The sequence below is a fragment of the Streptomyces sp. C1-1 genome, assembly GCF_050214755.1.
Taxonomy (GTDB): Bacteria; Actinomycetota; Actinomycetes; order Streptomycetales; family Streptomycetaceae; genus Streptomyces.
The window spans coordinates 223090-240398 of the sequence record NZ_CP189826.1 but is presented as its reverse complement, the minus strand read 5'-3'; the positions used below and the strand labels follow the sequence as shown (position 1 = coordinate 240398).

Annotated in this window: 13 protein-coding genes; 4 read left to right on the top strand and 9 right to left on the bottom strand. The window is 70.3% G+C overall.

The window, feature by feature from the left end; all coding sequences use genetic code 11:
- Window positions 1-18: 18 nt before the first annotated feature.
- From ACQF4J_RS01150 to ACQF4J_RS01110, 9 genes are all read right to left on the bottom strand, one after another.
- The gene (locus ACQF4J_RS01150; protein ID WP_427164215.1) at window positions 19-3153 is read right to left on the bottom strand and encodes a BTAD domain-containing putative transcriptional regulator; all 3135 of its coding nucleotides are present in this window, start codon (window positions 3151-3153) and stop codon (window positions 19-21) included.
- A 223-nt stretch (window positions 3154-3376) separates the two neighbouring features.
- Window positions 3377-4681: a methylaspartate mutase gene (locus ACQF4J_RS01145; protein ID WP_351801614.1), complete on the bottom strand. Its 1305-nt coding sequence runs from the start codon at window positions 4679-4681 to the stop codon at window positions 3377-3379.
- A gap of 1 nt (window position 4682) precedes the next feature.
- Window positions 4683-5150: a cobalamin B12-binding domain-containing protein gene (locus ACQF4J_RS01140; protein WP_351573183.1), complete on the bottom strand. Its 468-nt coding sequence runs from the start codon at window positions 5148-5150 to the stop codon at window positions 4683-4685.
- Between the two features lie 31 nt (window positions 5151-5181).
- Window positions 5182-6537 (bottom strand): histidinol-phosphate transaminase, encoded by a 1356-nt coding sequence (gene hisC, locus ACQF4J_RS01135; protein WP_427164214.1) that lies wholly within the window; start codon window positions 6535-6537, stop codon window positions 5182-5184.
- Window positions 6538-6564: 27 nt separating this feature from the next.
- A complete protein-coding gene (locus tag ACQF4J_RS01130) occupies window positions 6565-7839 on the bottom strand; it encodes an ATP-grasp domain-containing protein (protein ID WP_351573178.1) in 1275 nt (424 codons plus the stop codon).
- Window positions 7840-7907: 68 nt separating this feature from the next.
- Entirely contained in the window at window positions 7908-8588 is a 681-nt protein-coding gene (upp, locus tag ACQF4J_RS01125) for a uracil phosphoribosyltransferase (protein WP_351573176.1), read from the bottom strand.
- Window positions 8589-8601: 13 nt separating this feature from the next.
- Window positions 8602-9792 carry a cytochrome P450 gene (locus ACQF4J_RS01120; RefSeq protein ID WP_351573173.1) on the bottom strand — a complete coding sequence of 397 codons (1191 nt, stop codon included), beginning with the start codon at window positions 9790-9792 and terminating at the stop codon, window positions 8602-8604.
- Window positions 9782-10603: a thioesterase II family protein gene (locus tag ACQF4J_RS01115; protein ID WP_427164213.1), complete on the bottom strand. Its 822-nt coding sequence runs from the start codon at window positions 10601-10603 to the stop codon at window positions 9782-9784. The genes ACQF4J_RS01120 and ACQF4J_RS01115 overlap by 11 nt, the downstream gene beginning before the upstream one ends.
- 6 nt (window positions 10604-10609) lie before the next feature.
- Entirely contained in the window at window positions 10610-12643 is a 2034-nt protein-coding gene (locus tag ACQF4J_RS01110) for an amino acid adenylation domain-containing protein (protein WP_427164212.1), read from the bottom strand.
- 278 nt (window positions 12644-12921) lie between these two features.
- Here ACQF4J_RS01110 and ACQF4J_RS01105 point away from each other — a divergent pair, with 278 nt between their 5' ends.
- The 4 genes from ACQF4J_RS01105 to ACQF4J_RS01090 are packed head-to-tail and all read left to right on the top strand — an operon-like array spanning window position 12922 to window position 17304.
- Window positions 12922-13812 (top strand): acetaldehyde dehydrogenase (acetylating), encoded by an 891-nt coding sequence (locus tag ACQF4J_RS01105; RefSeq protein WP_351801604.1) that lies wholly within the window; start codon window positions 12922-12924, stop codon window positions 13810-13812.
- Entirely contained in the window at window positions 13809-14864 is a 1056-nt protein-coding gene (gene dmpG, locus ACQF4J_RS01100) for a 4-hydroxy-2-oxovalerate aldolase (protein WP_351573161.1), read from the top strand. The genes ACQF4J_RS01105 and dmpG overlap by 4 nt, the downstream gene beginning before the upstream one ends.
- Window positions 14858-16138 (top strand): DegT/DnrJ/EryC1/StrS family aminotransferase, encoded by a 1281-nt coding sequence (locus tag ACQF4J_RS01095; RefSeq protein WP_427164210.1) that lies wholly within the window; start codon window positions 14858-14860, stop codon window positions 16136-16138. Before dmpG ends, ACQF4J_RS01095 begins: the two co-directional genes overlap by 7 nt.
- Window positions 16135-17304 (top strand): FAD-dependent oxidoreductase, encoded by a 1170-nt coding sequence (locus ACQF4J_RS01090; protein WP_351801599.1) that lies wholly within the window; start codon window positions 16135-16137, stop codon window positions 17302-17304. Before ACQF4J_RS01095 ends, ACQF4J_RS01090 begins: the two co-directional genes overlap by 4 nt.
- Window positions 17305-17309 lie beyond the last annotated feature (5 nt).

Sequence of the window (17309 nt, the reverse complement as noted above, 5' to 3'; positions counted from 1 at the left end):
GGCGGCTCGATCCGGCCGCTACGACACGGAAGTCCGCGGGCGCGGGCGGGTGATCGGCAGATTGCGGCTGACGTAGGCGAATTCTCCGCGGGATTCGATCTCCGCAGCCGACGACCGCAATGTCTTCCTGGCATCCTCGATCGCTCCGCTGCTGTGCTGTGCCTGGGCCAACAGGCCCAGATGGAGCGGCAGACGGATGAGGAGACGCCGTTCGCGCAACTCGTCGACCGCCGACTCCAGGCGGCTGAGCGCGCCCGGCTTGCCGGTCTGCTGCTGCGCCCAGCTCTGGCACACCTGGAGCATGGCGGTCCAGTAGGTCAGGCCGTGGGCGCGGGCGATGTCGAGACCCCGGCCGCTGGAGGTCGCCGCCCTGTGGGGATCCTCGCCCAGTGCCGCCACCAGAGCGTGGAAGTAGTGTGCGCTCGCCTGGTCGACCGGCGTGCCGTCCCGGCCGGTGGCCACGAGCAGGGCGTCGCACAGCGCAAGTGCCTCGTCGGTGGCGCCGAGCAGCCACAGGGTGAGGACTCGATGGTTCATGGCCAGGAACCGTGGGTCGTGCTGCGTCTGATGGGTCATGGCGATCCGCCGTTCGGGGCTCAGCTCCTCGGCCGTCCGCTCCGCCTCGGTCAGGGCTGTGAGCGCGTCGGCGGTCTCACTGGGCAACTGCAGCAACCCGCGGGCGATCCTTTCGTAGAAGCGGATCTCCGGGTCACTGAACCGCTCCGCAAGAGCACGCAGTTGCTCCACGTGCCAGGCACCCTCGGCGTGCCGACCGGTGACCAGTTCGGCCACGCACTGCTGCAGCAACAGCGCGGCCTGTTCGGTGGTACGGCCCGCCGTGGCGGCGGACAGCTTCCGGATGCGCCCGGCCTCCACCTCCACCTCGCGGTCGGCGTAACCACGGGTGATGACCGTCGTGTACAGGAGCCTGGTGCGCAACTCCAGCGTCTGCTCCGATGCCGTGTCGCCGTTCGAGGGTACGGCGGAGAGCAAGGTGTGCGCGTGCTCGAACCATGTCTGCGCGCGTTGGTAGTCGCCGTCGCCGATGGCCTGTTCGCCGGCGCGCCTGAGGTGCGGCACCACGTCCTCCGCCGGCAGGGTCAGGGCGGCCTGCCAGGCGTGCTGGGCCACCTGTTCGCTCGCCTCGGGCGAGCACCCGTGGCGGGCGCTGAGCACGCCGACGGCGCGGGCGTGCAGTGCCGCCCGCTCCTGGCAGGGCATCTCCGCAAGGAGGACGTCGCGGATGAGGTCGTAGCGGAAGACGAGCCGGTGTGGGTGGTCGAGGTCGCTGCGCACGAGTCCGGTCCGCAGGACCTGTTCCACGACGTCGTGGTCGGCCTCGCCGCGGTCCAGTATGCCGGTGAGCGAGGTCAGCGTCGCCTCGGTGCCGAGTACGGCGCAGCACTTCAGGATCTGCAGGACCTGCGGGGGCAGCCCGGCGAACCGCCTGCGCACCATACTGCGGATCCCCGTCGGGATTCCGGCGCGGACGACGTCGGCCACGCGGGGATCGTGCAGGCGCCGTGCTCCGCCGGCGTCGGCGAGCAACTGGTTGAGGAGATAGGGGTTGCCGCCGCTGCGTTCGTACAGTGCACGCACGACGGATGCGTCGACGCCGGGTCCGGCCTGGGCCGTGACCGCGGCCTGGACGTGTTCCTCGGCGAGGTCGTCCAGATGCACCACCTTGGTGCGGGAGTCGGCCAGGAGGCCCACGAGCGGACCGTCGGAGTCGAGCCCGGCCCCGAGACCGGGTTCTCGGACCGTGATCACCACGCTGACGGGCCGCCCCTGTATGCGGCTGCTGAGCAGTCCCAGCACGTCGAGTGTGAGACGGTCCGCCCAGTGCACGTCTTCGAGGACGAGTAGCAGCGGGTTGTCGTCGGCACGTCGGAGAATCGCCTCGCACAGCGCATCCTGAGCGAGGAAGTGCATCTCGTTCGACGGGTGTTCGGTGAAGTCGGTGCTGTGTCCGGACAGCGTTGTCATCGGATAGAGGACGTGCTGCCCGCGGGGGCCGTCGAACGACACCCCGTACGGGATCTCGAGCCGGCGCAGCACCTGCTGCCACACCCAGCCGATGGGCGTGCCCTCGGCGCTGCGGCAGTTGACACGGATCACCTCCGCTTCGGGGGACTGCGGCTCCGATTCCGCCGTGGCTCGTGCCACCAGTTCGGTCTTGCCGACCCCCGCCTCGCCGACGACAGCGGTGATGTGTCCACTGCCGCGCAGGGCGCCGGTGATGAACGACCGCAGTGCGTCGAGGGGGTCGTCGCGGCAGGGGAAAGCCGAGCAGACCGTCGGTGCCGCACGCCGCTGTTCGCCCTCGGGCACGGTCGCTCCGTCCGCCTCCCGCTCGGCCGGAGCGTCGGCCGCGCCCGCGCCGCCGGGCCGGTCCCGCACCTCGATCAGGGTCGGAACAGGCGCCTGGTCGTCGAGTTCGTGACGCAGCAGAGCCAGGTGGACGCGCTGCAGTTCGCGGGCCGGAGCGACCCCGAGTTCCTCGGAAAGGTGGGCGCGCGTCCGGTCGTACAGCTGGAGCGCCTCGGCCTGCCGTCCCAGGCGGTACAGGCCCGTCATGAGGCTGCCGACCAGGCGTTCGTCGGTGGGGTGCAGGGATACCTCACGGCGCAACAGCGCGACGGCGTCACCGGCTTCGCCGAGGGCGAGCAGCGCGTCGGCGTGTGCCGCCACGGCGGTGGTCCGCAGAAGGCTCAGGCGTGCGCTCTCCTCCCCGAGCGGACCGTAGGCCACGAGGTCCAGGAAGGGATCAGCCCGCCATAATCGCAGCGCGGTGTCGAACACTTCGCGAGCGGCCGGGAGACGGCTGTCGGCCACATGGCGCTGCCCACGGGCGACGAGACCTTCGAAGCGGGACAGGTCGAAGCTGTCCGGCTCCACTGTCAGGACGTATCCGGGAGCCTGGTAGCGCAGTGGGGCGCTCGGGCCGTGCTGTCCTGTCAGCACACGCCGTAGGTGGGACAGGTACGTCTGCAAGGTGGCCTGCGGGCGCCTGGGGAGGCGGTCACCCCACAGTTCGTCGACGAGCTGATCGGCGGGCACCACCTGCCCCAGCCGTATCAGAAGCAACCCCAGGACGGCTCGGTGCCGTGGAGGACCGAGGGGTATGTGCTCGGCCCCGCGTCGAGCCCTCATCACTCCGAAGGCCTCGAACGACAGATCTGCCAGGGACGCGGATTGGTGCTCTTGCGCTGTGTACGCCATGCCTGGGGCACTTGCCTTTCGACGGTCACGCACTTGACGGACGGTCGATCGTACGGTGAGGCAGGTGTTGAAAGAGTGCCGATGAAGTGACGCACAGAACACGCCACGACACGTGCTGGTACGAGCCACTTGCCGGGCGTTGCCCGGTGCCCCGTCACGGCGCGGCGCCGCTCCAGTCCTGTGGAGCGGGACGCTGTTGTCCTGTCAGTTCTTCCCGGTCATAACGGCGTTCGATGTAGCTGAGCATGTCGATGAGGCCCCGGGCGGTGACCCGTTGCTGGTTTCCGCTCAGGCTGCGCGCCTGAGGAATCGGCACTGCTCCAGGGTTGACCCAGGTCAGCCGGCCGCGGCCGTCAATCCGAGCCCGGCAGCGGTTCGCGTTGTCCTGATGCAGGCAGAACGGAACGTCGAGATGCCCGAGTTCGAATGCGCGTATGAGCGCTGATCCCACGTCGCTTCCCAGAGTCAGCGTGTGGGTGATGATGGCCTGAGCCTCTTCATAGATCCCGGAATCCGGAATCGCGGCCGGTTCGACCACCGTTTCTCGCTCGGCCACCGACGCTGCGAATTCCAGGGCCTGGACATTCTCCGTAATGGACGGGATTCGGCTGGATTCCACCGCAGTCTTGACGATCAGTCGCTCGGTCCCGGAACGGACAGCGAGCCTAGCGCTCGCCTCGAGCAGCCTGTATGCCCCCAGTCGACTGCGTGGATAAACACCCATGTAGGTGTACAGGACAGAATGCCAGTTGGTGTCTCCGAGCCAGTCGCTCGCCAGTGCGCGCAGGACATGAAGTGCCTCGATATCCTGCTGCGCATGGGTCTGCTGAGCGTAGCTGACGGAAATATCATGCAGGCCGTGTTCGCGGAAGAACAAGCCTTCCAGGATGCTCAGGGCGATCAGCAGGCTCGGCGGGCACAACTGCCCCAGCATGCATCCGCCGAAGCTCTCCAGATGCACCGGTTCACCGGTTCTCGCGAGCATCTCACAGCATTCCGCCCACGCGGCGACGGCTTGCGCCAGCGGGACGCGACTGTAGGGCAGACAGTAGGAAACGGGTCCGCCTTCGGTGGCGTCGACGCCGGCCTTCGTCAGGTTCGCGAACAACTCGCCGGGTAATGCCGATCCATGTCTCACCTGCACCGGAAAGTCGTCTCCCGCGATTCCGGCAAGCATCTGGCGAGTCACCGCCGCGCCGTGCGTCACCAGCGGGAATCCATTGAGGTCCTCGGCCCGCTCCAGAGCGAGAAGTGCTGAGGCGTGGTCGTTCACCCGGGTGTAACTGTCAACGGTGATGGTACCGACAGTGGGTGCACTGACCTCGCCGACCGCCTTGAGTCCCGCGCGCATCTGATCGACCGTGCCGAACCCCATCCGCGGCTGGACGACTAGTTTTCCCTCATTCGAAGCATTCCGGATGAACCGGGTGAAGCGTCCGGGGCTTGGACGAGTGGACATATCAGATGCTCCGGGCTTTCGATGAGGGAATCTGCTTCGGTGCCGACGACACCAGTCCGAGATAATCGAGGAACTGGTGGAGTTCGGCGTCCGCTTCGAATGCCGCGTCGTAGCCGTTGGCGACCAGTTCTGCTCCGAATCCCCCGTGCCGGGAACCGTGAATGCCCAGCTTGCCGCCGATGACCACTCTCATGGGGGCAAGCTCCGGATTCTGGCGGATCTTCCTGATCAGTCGCAGGCCATCGATATGACCGTGCCCGTTTACCGTGCTGACGACCAAGGCGTCCGGCCGGACCCTGATGCATTCGGATATGATGAGCTCGTCCGGAGTGCATGCGCCCAGATTCACTACCTGCCCGCCGTGCTCCTCGAGCAACAGCTGAAGGAACACGAGGTTCCACATATGGGCGTCCGATGACACGCTGGTCACAACGAATTTGCCTGTGCTGCCAGGGGAAACAGAGTTCACGGGCTGCTCATCTCGCTTCCTTGTGACGCGACTAGTTCGGGTCAACCGCACCCAGATCCAGCCCGTGTTGCTTGGCCACTGCCAGGAACGCGTCGTTCTCCTCCGCGGTCCCTATCGTCACTCGGACGCCCTCATCCGGGTAAGGCCGCACGTTGACCCCCGCCGACGCGCACGTGAGGGCGAACGCCTGCGTACGACTACCGAGCGGCAGCCAGATGAAGTTCGCCTCCGAAGGCGGAACGTCGAATCCCATCTCACGCATTGCGGCGCGGACACGGTCACGTTCGGCAACCGTGTGCTGGACTCTGCTGAGGAGCTCTGCCTCTGCGGCCAGCGACGCGACGGCAGCGGCCTGGGCGATGTCGCTGACGCTCAACGGCATGATCATGCGCCGGATCCGGGAGATGACATAGGGATCCGCGAGCATGTAACCGACCCGCAGGCCGGCGAGGCCGTAGGCCTTGGAGAAGGTGCGGGCGACGATCAGGTTCGGCCACGAGGTGAGGAGACGGGCGCCGAGGCCGGGGTCGCGCGCGTACTCGCAGTACGCCTCGTCGAGCACGACCAGGCACGTGCGCGGGACGGCGTCGAGGAACCGCAGGACGTCGGCCTCGGCCGACGCGGTGCCGGTGGGGTTGTCGGGGTTGCAGAGCAGCACCAGGCGCGTGTGCTCGTCGACCGCCGCGGCCAGGGCGTCGAGGTCGTGCCCGTCCTCGGCCAGCGGGACCCGTACCGTGCGGAATCCGGCGAGGTCCGCGAGCACCTCGTAGCCGTCGAACGACGGCCACAAGTAGGCGACGGCTGCTCCCGGTTCGGCGGTCACCGCGAGCAGTGCCTGGAGGAGCGTGATCGATCCGGCGCCCACCGCGACGCGGTCCGGGGAGAGGTCGTAGTGCCGGGCGAGTGCGGCGCGCAGCGCTCCGCAGGCCGGGTCCGGGTACCGGTTGGCCTCGGCGGCGGCGCGGGTGATCGCGTCCAGCACGGACGCGGGGGGCTGGAACGGGGTTTCGTTGCGGGCGAGTTGGTGGGCGGGGGCGGGGGCGCCGGGGCGGTCGGGGTGGAAGCCGTCCCCGCCACCGAGCAGCCGGGTGAGCCCGGCGTCCTCGGGGGCTTCGGCTCGGTCCGCCGCCTGAGATCCGGTTTCTCCCGGGGAACCCGGCAGGCCGGCGGTGCGCTTCTCGATGAACTCGGCGATGTCCGCCAGCGTCTTGAGGCCGAACAGGTCCTCGTCGGCGATGGTGACGCCGAGGCGCTGGCTGAGCGCAAGGGAGAGTTCGAAGGTGGCGAGGGAGTCCAGGCCCGCGTCCTCGCGGCTCGCGTCCGGGGACACCTGGTCGGCCTCCACCTCCAGCTCCTCGATCATGATCGTCTTCAGCAGTTCGTACACGGGTCCTCCGGTCCGATCGCCGGGCCGCTACGCGTCGGCCGGCTTCCTTCGGGGCGTCTTCCAGCGGTCGGGCACCGCGTTGGTCCGGTGCTCCCAGACGACGTTGTCGTCCCACCACTCCTCGATCCGCCGCAGCTCCGCCCCGGTGTCCGGCTCGGTGAGCCGGAAGACCATCTCGGCGACGGGCCGGCCGAGTCCGGGGGAGCTGCCGTAGAGGCGTCCGACGTCGCCGCAGGGCCGGTAGCTCACCGTCCCCGGCAGCGGGCACGCGTCGGGCAGCGCGCGCAGGACTCCCTTGGCCGGCGGGAACCAGACGAAGCCGAGCCGTTCGCCGGTCGGGTGGATCTCGACCTGGTCACCGCGTCCGGCCTGGCCGAGCAGGCTCGCGCCGTAGAAGTTCATGCCCAGCACGCCTTCGTGGACGTCGGTGACGAGGGCCGCGCCCGCCCGGCAGGCGATCTCGCAGACGACCACGCGGTCGTCGGCGGTGTGGAACAGTTCGAGGTGGAAGGCGCACAGGTCGGGTACGGCGGGCAGCGCGGCCACGACCTGGCGCGCGGTGCTGCGCAGCCTCTCGGACAGGGGGTGCTCGTCGGGCATCATCCCCGTCATGGTCGGGGCGTCGTAGGCGACCGAGAACCAGTCGGAGTACAGGTTGCGGGAGGGCACCGCCAGCACCACCTCGCCATCCTTCATGAGGCCGTTGACGTGGTAGAAGTCGCCCTCGACCCAGGCTTCGGCCAGCCGGGGGGTTCCGGTGGCACGCTCCGGGAGGGCGCGCAGGTCCTCTTCGTCCATCAGGACCACGGTGCCGTTCGACGCGCCGGAGTCGAGTTCCTTGACGACGACCGGGAAGCCGACCTTCCACGTGAACTCGGCGAGTTCGTCATTGGTCCGGAACTTGCGCATGGGGGCGACGTCGATGCCCGCCGCCGCCAGGGTCGACTTCATGACGTGCTTGTCCCGGTACGCCGTGGCCGAGGCGAGGCTCTGGCCGGGCAGGCCGAGTTCGGCCCGCATGCGCGCCGCGCGCAGCACCTCGCGCTCGCCGAGCGACAGGATGCGGCGTACGCCGAACCGCCGGGCGAGGTCCAGGAGTTCGTCGTCCGGCATCTCCCAGAGGTTGGGCACCACCTCCAGGTGGAGGAAGCGCTGTGCGTACGCGGCGATGTCGGCGGAGGGGATGTCCGCTCTCGTAGTCACCACGACCAGCTCTCGCGCGGCGTCGGGGAACCACTCGTGCAGGCGCGAGACGATCTCCTTGGTGTTCAGCAGGAGAAACGGCCCCTGTTCGGCCTTCATGTGCATCCTTCGATCAGTCGTCGTTTCACGGTCTTCCAGGCCGGTCGGGGAAGTCGGCCGCGGACGCGTCAGGCGCCCGAGCCGAAGTAGCGGTCCCCGAAGTCCCCGATGCCGGGCAGCATCCATGCGTCCTCGTTCAGCCGCTCCTCGATGGCGGAGGTCACGATCCGCACCCGCGGGTACTGCTCGCAGACGGCGGTGATGCCCTCGGGGACGGTGATGAAGTTGACGAAGACGATGTTCTCCTCGGGCACGCCGAGGTCCGTCAGCACCCGCAGCGCCGACAGCGCGGTCCCGCCGGTCGCCATGACCGGGTCGAGGAGCAGGACGTGCCGCCGGGCGATGTCGGCGGGCAGGGCGGTGTAGTAGAGGCGGGCCTCTTTGGTCGTCTCGTCCCGCTGGATGAGGATCTTCCCGATGCGGATGCCCGGGCAGACGTCCCGCAGTTCGCCCTCCATGCTCTCCCCGGCGCGCACCACGGTGACCCCGCACAGCCCGGAGGCGAAGCGCAGCCCCTGGTAGGCGGAGCCGGTCGGGGTGCGGACCTCGTGCGGCTCGAAGGGCAGCAGGTCCATGCCTGCCTCGATCAGCAGGCGGATGATCCGGCGTGAGTAGCGGACGAAGTCCTCGCGGCGGGCGTCCCGGTCGCGGATCGCGGTGTGCAGGGCGCGCAGTTGGTCGGTCTGGGGCAGCAGACGGACGCTGGTGCCGAGGTACTTGTCGATCGAGGGGGCGGTCGGCGCGGTCATGGGGCGTGTCTCCTCAGGCCCTCGGAACGAGTTTCACGGGAAGCGAGTCGAACCCCCACAGCAGGTTCGAGCGCAGGCGGCGGACCTGGCCGGCGAGTTCGGCGACCTCGACCCGCGCCAGGAGTTCCTCGAACATCACCGTGAGTTCGAGCTTGGCGAGCGAGGAGCCGATGCAGTAGTGGTTGCCCTGGATGAAGCCCAGGTGGCGGTTGGGTTCGCGCTCGATGTCGAACCGGTCGGGGTCGTCGAAGACCTTCTCGTCGCGGTTGGCCGAGGGCAGCCACGCGACGACGTGGTCCCCGGCGCTGATCAGCTCGCCGCCGAACTCGACGTCCTCGGTCGCGGTGCGCAGCGCGTGCATGACGGGCGAGGTGTAGCGCACGATCTCCTGGATCGCCGAGGGCATGAGGGCGGGCTCGTCGCGCAGGCGGTGCCACTGGTCCGGGTTGTCGATGAGGGCGAGCAGTCCGCCCACGGTGGCGTGCCGGGTCGTCTCGTTGCCGCCGGAGACGAGGGCGTCGCAGTTGTAGAAGATCTCCTGGTCGGTCAGCGGGGCACCGTCGACCTCGCCGCACACCAGGGCGCTCATGAGGTCGTCCTTCGGCGCCCGCCTGCGTTCCACGGCCAAGTCCTGGAAATAGAGCAGGATTTCGGTGTGGGCCTGTACCTTCCGCGCCTCCTCCGTCTCGTCAAGCGCGGTGGAGCTCCAGGCGAAGCGGGTGCGCTCGACCATGAAGTCCCAGTCGGCCGGCGCGACACCCAGCATGTCGCAGATGACGGAGACCGGCAGTTTCTGTGCGACCCGCGTGAACTCGCACTCACCGGCGGCCAGCGCCTCGTCGATGGCCCTGGCGGCCGTCGCCCGCATGTTGGTCTCCAGCCGGCTCACCATTTTCGGCGTGAACGCCGAGCTGACGACCTTCCGGATCTTGTCGTGCCGGGGCGGGTCGGTGATGTTGAGCATCTTGCCGGCCGCGGCGGCGAGGACCTGCGGGTCGGAGTCCAGCCGCATCCCGTTCTCGGAGCTGAACAGGCGGGGGTTGGTGAGCATGTCCGTGCACAGGCCGTGGGTCATCACCGCCCAGAAGTGCTCCCCGTTCGCCCGCTGGTTGCGGTAGACGGGGTGTTCGGCGCGCAGCCGCGACCAGACCGGTCCGGGATCGGAGTCCCGGTACAGGAGCGGGTCGGACAGATCAACGTTCATCGGCTCTCCCGGTGTCGATCGTGGTGGCGGGACGGAGGACCTCGCGCAGGGCGTGCAGGACGCCGTCCGGGTGTTCTCCCAGGTAGAAGTGGCCTCCGGGGAAGGTGCGGAGCGTGAAGCGGCCCCGGGTCGCGCCGGCCCAGGCGACCGCGTCGCCGACGCCGACCGCCTCGTCCTGACGGCCCACGAACGCGGTGACGTCGGTCCGCAGGGGCGGGCCGCCGGCGCGCGGGACGTAGGACTGGACGATGCGGTAGTCGTCGCGGACCGCCGGCAGGAAGGCCGAGCGCATGTCCGGGTCGTCCAGCAGGCCCGCGTTGCCGGAGCCCAGCCCCTTGAGGAGGGCCACGAGCCGGTCGTCGTCCAGGAGATGGGCGCCTTCCTGTCCGGCGAAGGGGCGCACCCGCTGGGGGGCGCCGCACCCCGAGACCACGAGGTGGCGTACGGCGCCTCCCCGGCCGCCGGCCGTCAGGCGGCGCAGGACCTCGTAGCCGACGACGGCGCCCATGCTGTGCCCGAAGAAGACGGCGGGCCGGTCGAGGAGTCCGCGCAGCTCCTCGGTGACCTGGTCGGCGAGAGTGTGCAGGTCGGGCGGGAACTCCTCCCGAATCCGGTTCTCGCGGCCCGGGTACTGGACGGCCCACACCTCGGCCCCGGCGAGGTCCCGGCCGCCCCAGTCCCGGAAGTAGCTGGCCGCGCCCCCGGCGTGCGGGAAGCACACGAGCCGGGCCGGGGCCGAAGGCTCCTGCGGCCCGAAGGTGCGCAGCCAAGGGCTGTCGGGCCGCGTGGCGGCGGTCTGTCGCGGTGCCACCGCCGGTCAGCTCCGTCCGGCGCGGTCCGCCGCACCGTCGCCGGTCGCCCGGGTGACGGCTTCGGCGAGCCCGGCGATGGTCGGTGCCTCGAACAGCACGCGGGCCGTCATGCCGACGTCGAACCGGGCGCGGATGCGGGCTATCAGGCTCGCGGCGAGCAGGGAGTGGCCGCCCACCTGGAAGAAGTCGGCGTCGACGCTGATGCCGCGGCGGCCGAGGATGTCCTCCCAGATGTCCGCCAGGACCGCTTCCACGGGGGTGCGCGGCGCGATGTGGGCGGCCTCGCCGCCGTCGTCCGGTTCGAGGGCGAGCAGGGCGGTCCGGTCGATCTTCCCGTTCGGGGTCATGGGAAAGGCGTCCAGGACGTGGACGGCCGTCGGAATCATGTACCAGGGCAGCCGGCTCCTCAGGTGGGCGATCAGTTCGGCGGCCGGCGGCGCGGCGCGCTCGTCGGGGGTCACGAAGCACACGAGGGCGCTTTCGGGGCCGTCGCCCGTCACCTGGGCGACGCACGCCCGGACGTCCCGGTGCTCGGCGAGCACGGCCTCGATCTCGCCGAGCTCGATGCGGTAGCCGCGCAGTTTCACCTGGTGGTCCCGGCGTCCGAGGAACTCCAAGCAGCCGTCGGCGTCCGCGCGCACCAGGTCCCCGGTGCGGTAGAGCCGGCTGCCGGACACGCCGGAGAAGGGGTCGGGCAGGAACCGTTCGGCGGTGGTCCGCGGCGCGTTGAGATAGCCGACGGCCACTCCCGCTCCGCCGATGAACAGCTCGCCCGGCGTTCCCGCCGGGACCGGCCGCAGGGCGTCGTCGAGGACGTACGTACGGACGTTGTCGATGGGGCGGCCGATCGGGACGGAGGCGTACTCGCCGGCCTCCCAGTCGGCGCCCGGCTCGTGGACCGTCGTGGTGATGGTGCCCTCGGTGGGGCCGTAGACGTTGAACCAGCGGATGTCCTCGCCGACCCGTTTCTTCCAGGTCAGCAGGGCCTGGCGGGCCGCCTTCTCGCCGGCCACGATCATCGTGCGCAGCGAGGACTCCGTGGCCAGCCGCAGCAGGCAGTCCTCCTCCGCGACCCAGCTGTGCCAGAAAGCCGTGGGCACGCTCAGGAAGGTCGTACCGGTGTCGATGACCTGCTGGGTCAGGGCCCGGAACGTCTGGCGCAGGGGGTCGCTGCCGAGGACCAGGGCCGCGCCGTGCAGGAGCGGCGGGAAGATCTCCTCGGCGGCGGCGTCGAAGCTCAGCGGCCTGCACTGCAGGACGCGGTCGCCGGGGGCGAACGCGAAGTGCCGGTTCACGGCGGAGCTGTGGTTCGCCAGCGAGCGGTGCGTCACCAGGACGCCCTTGGGGCGGCCCGTGGAGCCGGAGGTGTGGATGACGTAGGCGGTGTCCGACGGCAGCGGGAGGGGGCTGTCCGGCGCGGGCGCGGTGGGCAGGGCGTCGATGTCCTGCCGGTGCTGGTCGAGGCAGACGATCTCGCCGTCGTAGTCCGGGAAGAGCGGCCTCAGCGGCTCCTGGGTCAGGAGCAGGCGTGCGCCCGTGTCGGACAGGACGTACCGCAGCCGCTCGACGGGGTACTCGGGGTCGAGGGGCACGTAGGCGGCGCCGGTCCTCAGGACGCCGAGCAGGGCTGTGATCATCTGCGGCGACCGCTCGACGCACAGGCCCACGAACGCGCCGGGCCCGACGCCGCGCAGCCGCAGATACGCGGCCAACTTGCTGGAATCGTCGTCGAGTTGACGGTACGTCAGTGGTTGGTCCCGCCAGATCAGGGCCGGCGCCTCGGGGGTGCGCACGGCCTGGGCGGCGAACAGGTCGTGCAGGCAGGCGCCCGCGTCCTTCCCGTCGTCCGGGAGTCTGGCGGGCCGGATGTCCGGCCAGTGGGCGCCGATGTACTCCAGGCACTCCCGGCGGCTCGCCGCCCGGTGCGCGACGCGCCAGCCCGGTGGTACGTCGAGGCCTCCGGCCCACAGAGCGTGCCGGTTCTCGCTGTTCACCAGGACCAGAGAGACACCGTTGTCGTCATGAATCGGGTTGACCACGGCTCGCAGTCCCCTTCGGATGCTAAAGGTGCGGCGTACGGACTGGCGTTGTAGCCGGGGGAGGCCCCCCGGCTGGTACCCGCACAGCGTGTCGCCGCGTCCCTGCAAGGACCTCGCCGCCTCGCTTGCCCCGCCCGCGGCGGCGACCGGTCAGCGCGACGGCGAGCCGTCGGCAAGGCCCCGGTCCCAGGCTGGGCCGCATAGGGACCACCGCGGCCGGCCTCCGCGGGTGGCCCCAGGGCGGATCACGCCGCACCTTGACGGAAAGGCGACCGTACATGCAAGCAACTGGACGGCTGTCCGTATCGGTCCTCGGCGCCGGACTCATCGGTATGGACCTGGCGACCAAGATCATGCGCTCAGACTGTCTCGACCTGCGGCTCGTCGCGGGGCGGCACGACGCCGCCGAGCTGCGGCGGGCGGCCCGGCGCGGTCTGCCGGTGGCGACCGGGGGCATCCAGTCCCTCGTCGACGCCGAGGAGGACTTCGACGTGGTGTTCGACGCCACCAACGCGTCGTTCCACGCCGAGCACGCGGAGAGGCTCGCGGCGTCCGGGGCGATGCTCGTCGACCTGACGCCCAGCAGAGTCGGGCAGATGATCGTCCCGACCGTCAACCGGGCGGACATCGGCTCCCACCGCGACATCAGCATGGTGACCTGCGGCGGGCAGGCGTGCGTACCGATCCTGCACGCGATCGCGAGGGCGCACGAGATCGACTGCGTCGAGGTCGTGACCACGGCCGCCACCCTGAGCGTGGGCCGCGCCTCGCGCCTGAACCTCGACGAGTACGTGCAGACCACGCAGGACGCGATCCGCTGGTTCACCGGCGTCGAGGACGTGAAGGCGCTCGTCAACATCAGCCCGGCCCGGCCCGCGGCCACCTTCCGGGTCGCCATGTACCTGCGGGGCCGGGACCTCACCACCGACTCGGTGCGCGCACTGGTGACGAGAGCGGCTGACGAGATCCGTACGTACGTCAAGGGATTCGGCGTCAGCGTGTGCACCGTCAACGACTCCACGGCCTTCGTCTCCGTGGAGGTCACCGCGTCCGGCGACCGGCTGCCGCACTACGCCGGGAATCTCGACATCATCAATTCCGCCGCGATCCAGGCCGCCGAGTGTTACGCGGCGGACCGGCTCGCACTGGCAGGCAGGGAGACGGCATGAGCCAGGAAGCGGGCAGGCCGGTCCAGATCCACGACCCGACGCTGCGCGACGGCCAGCACGCCGTGCGGCACAGCCTCGGCGCGGAGCAGTTCCGCGCCTACCTGAAGGCCGCGGACGCCGCGGCCGTCCCGGTCGTCGAGGTCGGCCACGGCAACGGGCTGGCCGCCTCGTCCCTCCAGGTCGGCCGGGCCCGGCTGAGCGACGACGAGATGATGTCGATCGCCCGGGAGACCCTGACGACCAGCAAGCTCGGGGTTCTCATGTTCCCGGGCTGGGCCACCACCCAGGACATCAAGAACGCCCTCGCGTACGAGGTCGACCTGGTGCGCATCGCGACGCACTGCACCGAGGCCAGCGTCGCCGAGCGGCACCTCGGCTTCCTGCGCGACGAGGGTGTGGAGGCGCACGGCATCCTCCTGATGACGCACATGGCGAGCCCCGACCAGCTCGCCGAGGAGTGCGCGCGCCTGGTCGGGTACGGCGCCACCGGCGTGGGCATCCTCGACTCCTCGGGGCACTTCCTGCCCTCGGACGTCACGGCCCGCATCGGGGCCATCTGCGCCGCCGTCGACGTGCCGGTGATGTTCCACGGGCACAACAACCTCGGCATGGCCGTGGCGAACTCGATCGCGGCGGCGGAGGCGGGGGCCGGCATCCTCGACGCGTGTGCCCGGGGCTTCGGCGCCGGCGCCGGCAACACCCAGCTGGAGGTCCTGGTGCCGGTGCTGGAACGGCTGGGGTTCCGCACGGGCATCGACCTGTACCGGCTCCTGGACGCGGCGGACATCGCCGGGCGGGAGCTGATGCCGGCACCGCCCACCATCGACTCCGTCTCCATCGTCAGCGGGCTGGCCGGGGTGTTCTCCGGGTTCAAGAAACCGGTGCTCGACATCGCAGCGCGCGAAGGGGTCGACCCGCGCGACGTCTTCTTCGAACTCGGCAGGCGTCAGGTGGTCGCGGGCCAGGAGGACCTGATCGTGGAGGTGGCGCTGGCCCTGCGCGCCGCCCGGGACGGGGGAAGCCCGGCGGGCAGTGGGACCGGCTCATGCTGACCGTGAACGAGAACTCCCGGTACTTCGTGCCGGCCCCCGCTGTGGGAAGCATCCTCGGGGACGCCGAGCTGGCCGCGCTGGGAGAGGTCGTCCGGTCCGGCGAGAGCCTCTCACAAGGGCGGTGGCGGGACGCGTTCGAGCAGGCGATGCGCGAGCACGTGGGCAGCCGGTACGCGATGACCGTCACCAGCGGAACCGTCGCCGTCGCGCTCGCCGTGCACCTGCTGGACCTCGCCCCCGGTGACGAGGTCATCGTGACCCCGCAGACCTTCAAGGCCACCACCGACCCCTTGCTGGCCCACGACGTGACGGTCCGTTTCTGCGACGTGGAGCCGGACACCCTGAACGTGGACGTCGACTCGTTCGAGTCGCTGATCACCCCGCGGACCCGGGCCCTGATCCTGGTCCACTACGGCGGCCGGCCGGCCCGCATGGACGAGATCATGCGGGTGGCCCGCCGGCACGGTGTCCGGGTGATCGAGGACTGCGCGCACGCGCTGGGCGCCCTCTACCGCGGCCGGCGGCCCGGCGTGCTCGGCGACATCGGGTGCTTCAGCTTCCACTCCAGCAAGAACATCACGACCCTCGGCGAGGGCGGGATGCTCACCTTCGACGACCCCGAGTGGGCCGAGCGCGTCGACCGCATCCGCTCCAACGCCGCCGACGGGGTCCTCGTGCCGTCACCGCTGCTGGCCGGGCCGTACGACCGCTCGGAGCCCTGGATGATGTGGGCGGGGGACTCGTACGAGAAGGAGTGCCTGCGTATCCGGCACCCCGGGAGCAACGCCACGCTCAGCGAGGCCGGGGCGGCCGTCGGGCTCGTCCAGCTGGAGCGTCTCGGGGAGCTGGCCGGGCGGCGGCGGTGGATCGCCGGGCGCCTCGCCCAGACGCTGGCGGAATTCCCGCACGTGCGGCTGGCCGACGTGCCCGAGGACATCCACCACCCGTACCACCTGTTCACCTTCTTCGTCCGGCCGGAACAGGGCGTGAGCCGCGACGAGGTCATCCACGCCCTCGAAGACGCCGGGGTCCAGGTGCAGGTGCGCTACTTCCCCCTGCATCTGCGCCCCGAGTGGCGGGGCCGGGGACACCGGCTCGGCGAGTGTCCGGTCACCGAGCGGATCTGGTTCCACGAACAGGTCAACCTGCCCTGCTACCCGTCGATGACCGACGGCCAGGTCGAGCACCTGGTGCTGGCCCTGAAGTCCGCGCTCACCGGACGGCGGGACACCGGCGAGGGCGGCACGTCGAGTTACGAGGAGGCCCGGGCATGACGGAGTTCCATGACGTGGTGGTCGTGGGAGGCGGGCCCGTCGGCCTGGCCACCGCCTGGCAGGTCGCCGAGCGCGGCCAACGGGTGCTGGTCCTGGAGCGGCACACGTTCTTCAACGAGAGCGGGGGCACCAGCGGCGCCGAGCGGCACTGGCGGCTCCAGTACACGCAGGAGGACCTGTTCCGCCTGACGCTGGAGACCCTTCCGCTGTGGCGCGCGCTGGAGAGCCGCTGCGAGCGCCGCCTCATCCACGAGATCGGCAGCCTCTGGTTCGGGGACACCGACGTCGTCACCAACGAGGGACAGATCTCGGGGACCGTCGCGATGATGGACAAGCTCTCGGTGCGCTACGAGTGGCTCAAGGCCACCGACATCGAGCGGCGGTTCGGGTTCCGCGGCCTGCCCCGGGACTACGAGGGGTTCCTCCAGCCCGACGGCGGGACGATCGATGTCAGGGGGACGCTGGCGGCGCTCTTCACCCTCGCCCAGGCGGCCGGCAGCACCTTGCGCGCGGGGGAGAAGGTGACGGAACTCGTGCCGGACGCGGACGGGGTGAGCGTCACCACCGACCGGGGCACCTACCGGGCCGGCAAGGTCGTGCTGGCCTGCGGCCCCTACACCAACGACCTGGTGGAGCCGCTGGGCGCGCGCCTGGCGTACTCGGTGTACGAGATGGCCATCGCGGCCTACCGGCAGGCCCGGCCGGTGGACGAGGCGCCGTTCTGGTTCGCCTTTCAGCAACCGACGCGGGAGGACACCAACCTGTTCTACGGGTTCGGCCACAACCCGTGGGCGCCCGGGGAGTTCGTGCGCTGCGGGCCGATCTTCGAGGTGGACCCGCTCGACCACCCGTCGGCGGCCACCGGCGTCGCCGACCGGCGCCAGATGGACCGGCTCTCGGGCTGGCTGAGGGACCACCTGCCCACGGTCGACCCCGACCCGGTGCGGACCTCGACCTGCCTGGCCGTGCTGCCCACGGACCCCGAACGGCAGTTCTTCCTCGGCACCGCGCGGGACCTGATGACGCACGGGGAGAAGCTCGTCGTCTACGGGGCGGGCTGGGCGTTCAAGTTCGTCCCGCTGTTCGGCCGGATCTGCGCCGACCTGGCCGTGGACGACTCCACCACGTACGACATCTCACGGCTCGCCCCGCAGTCGGCTCTCTGACGTGG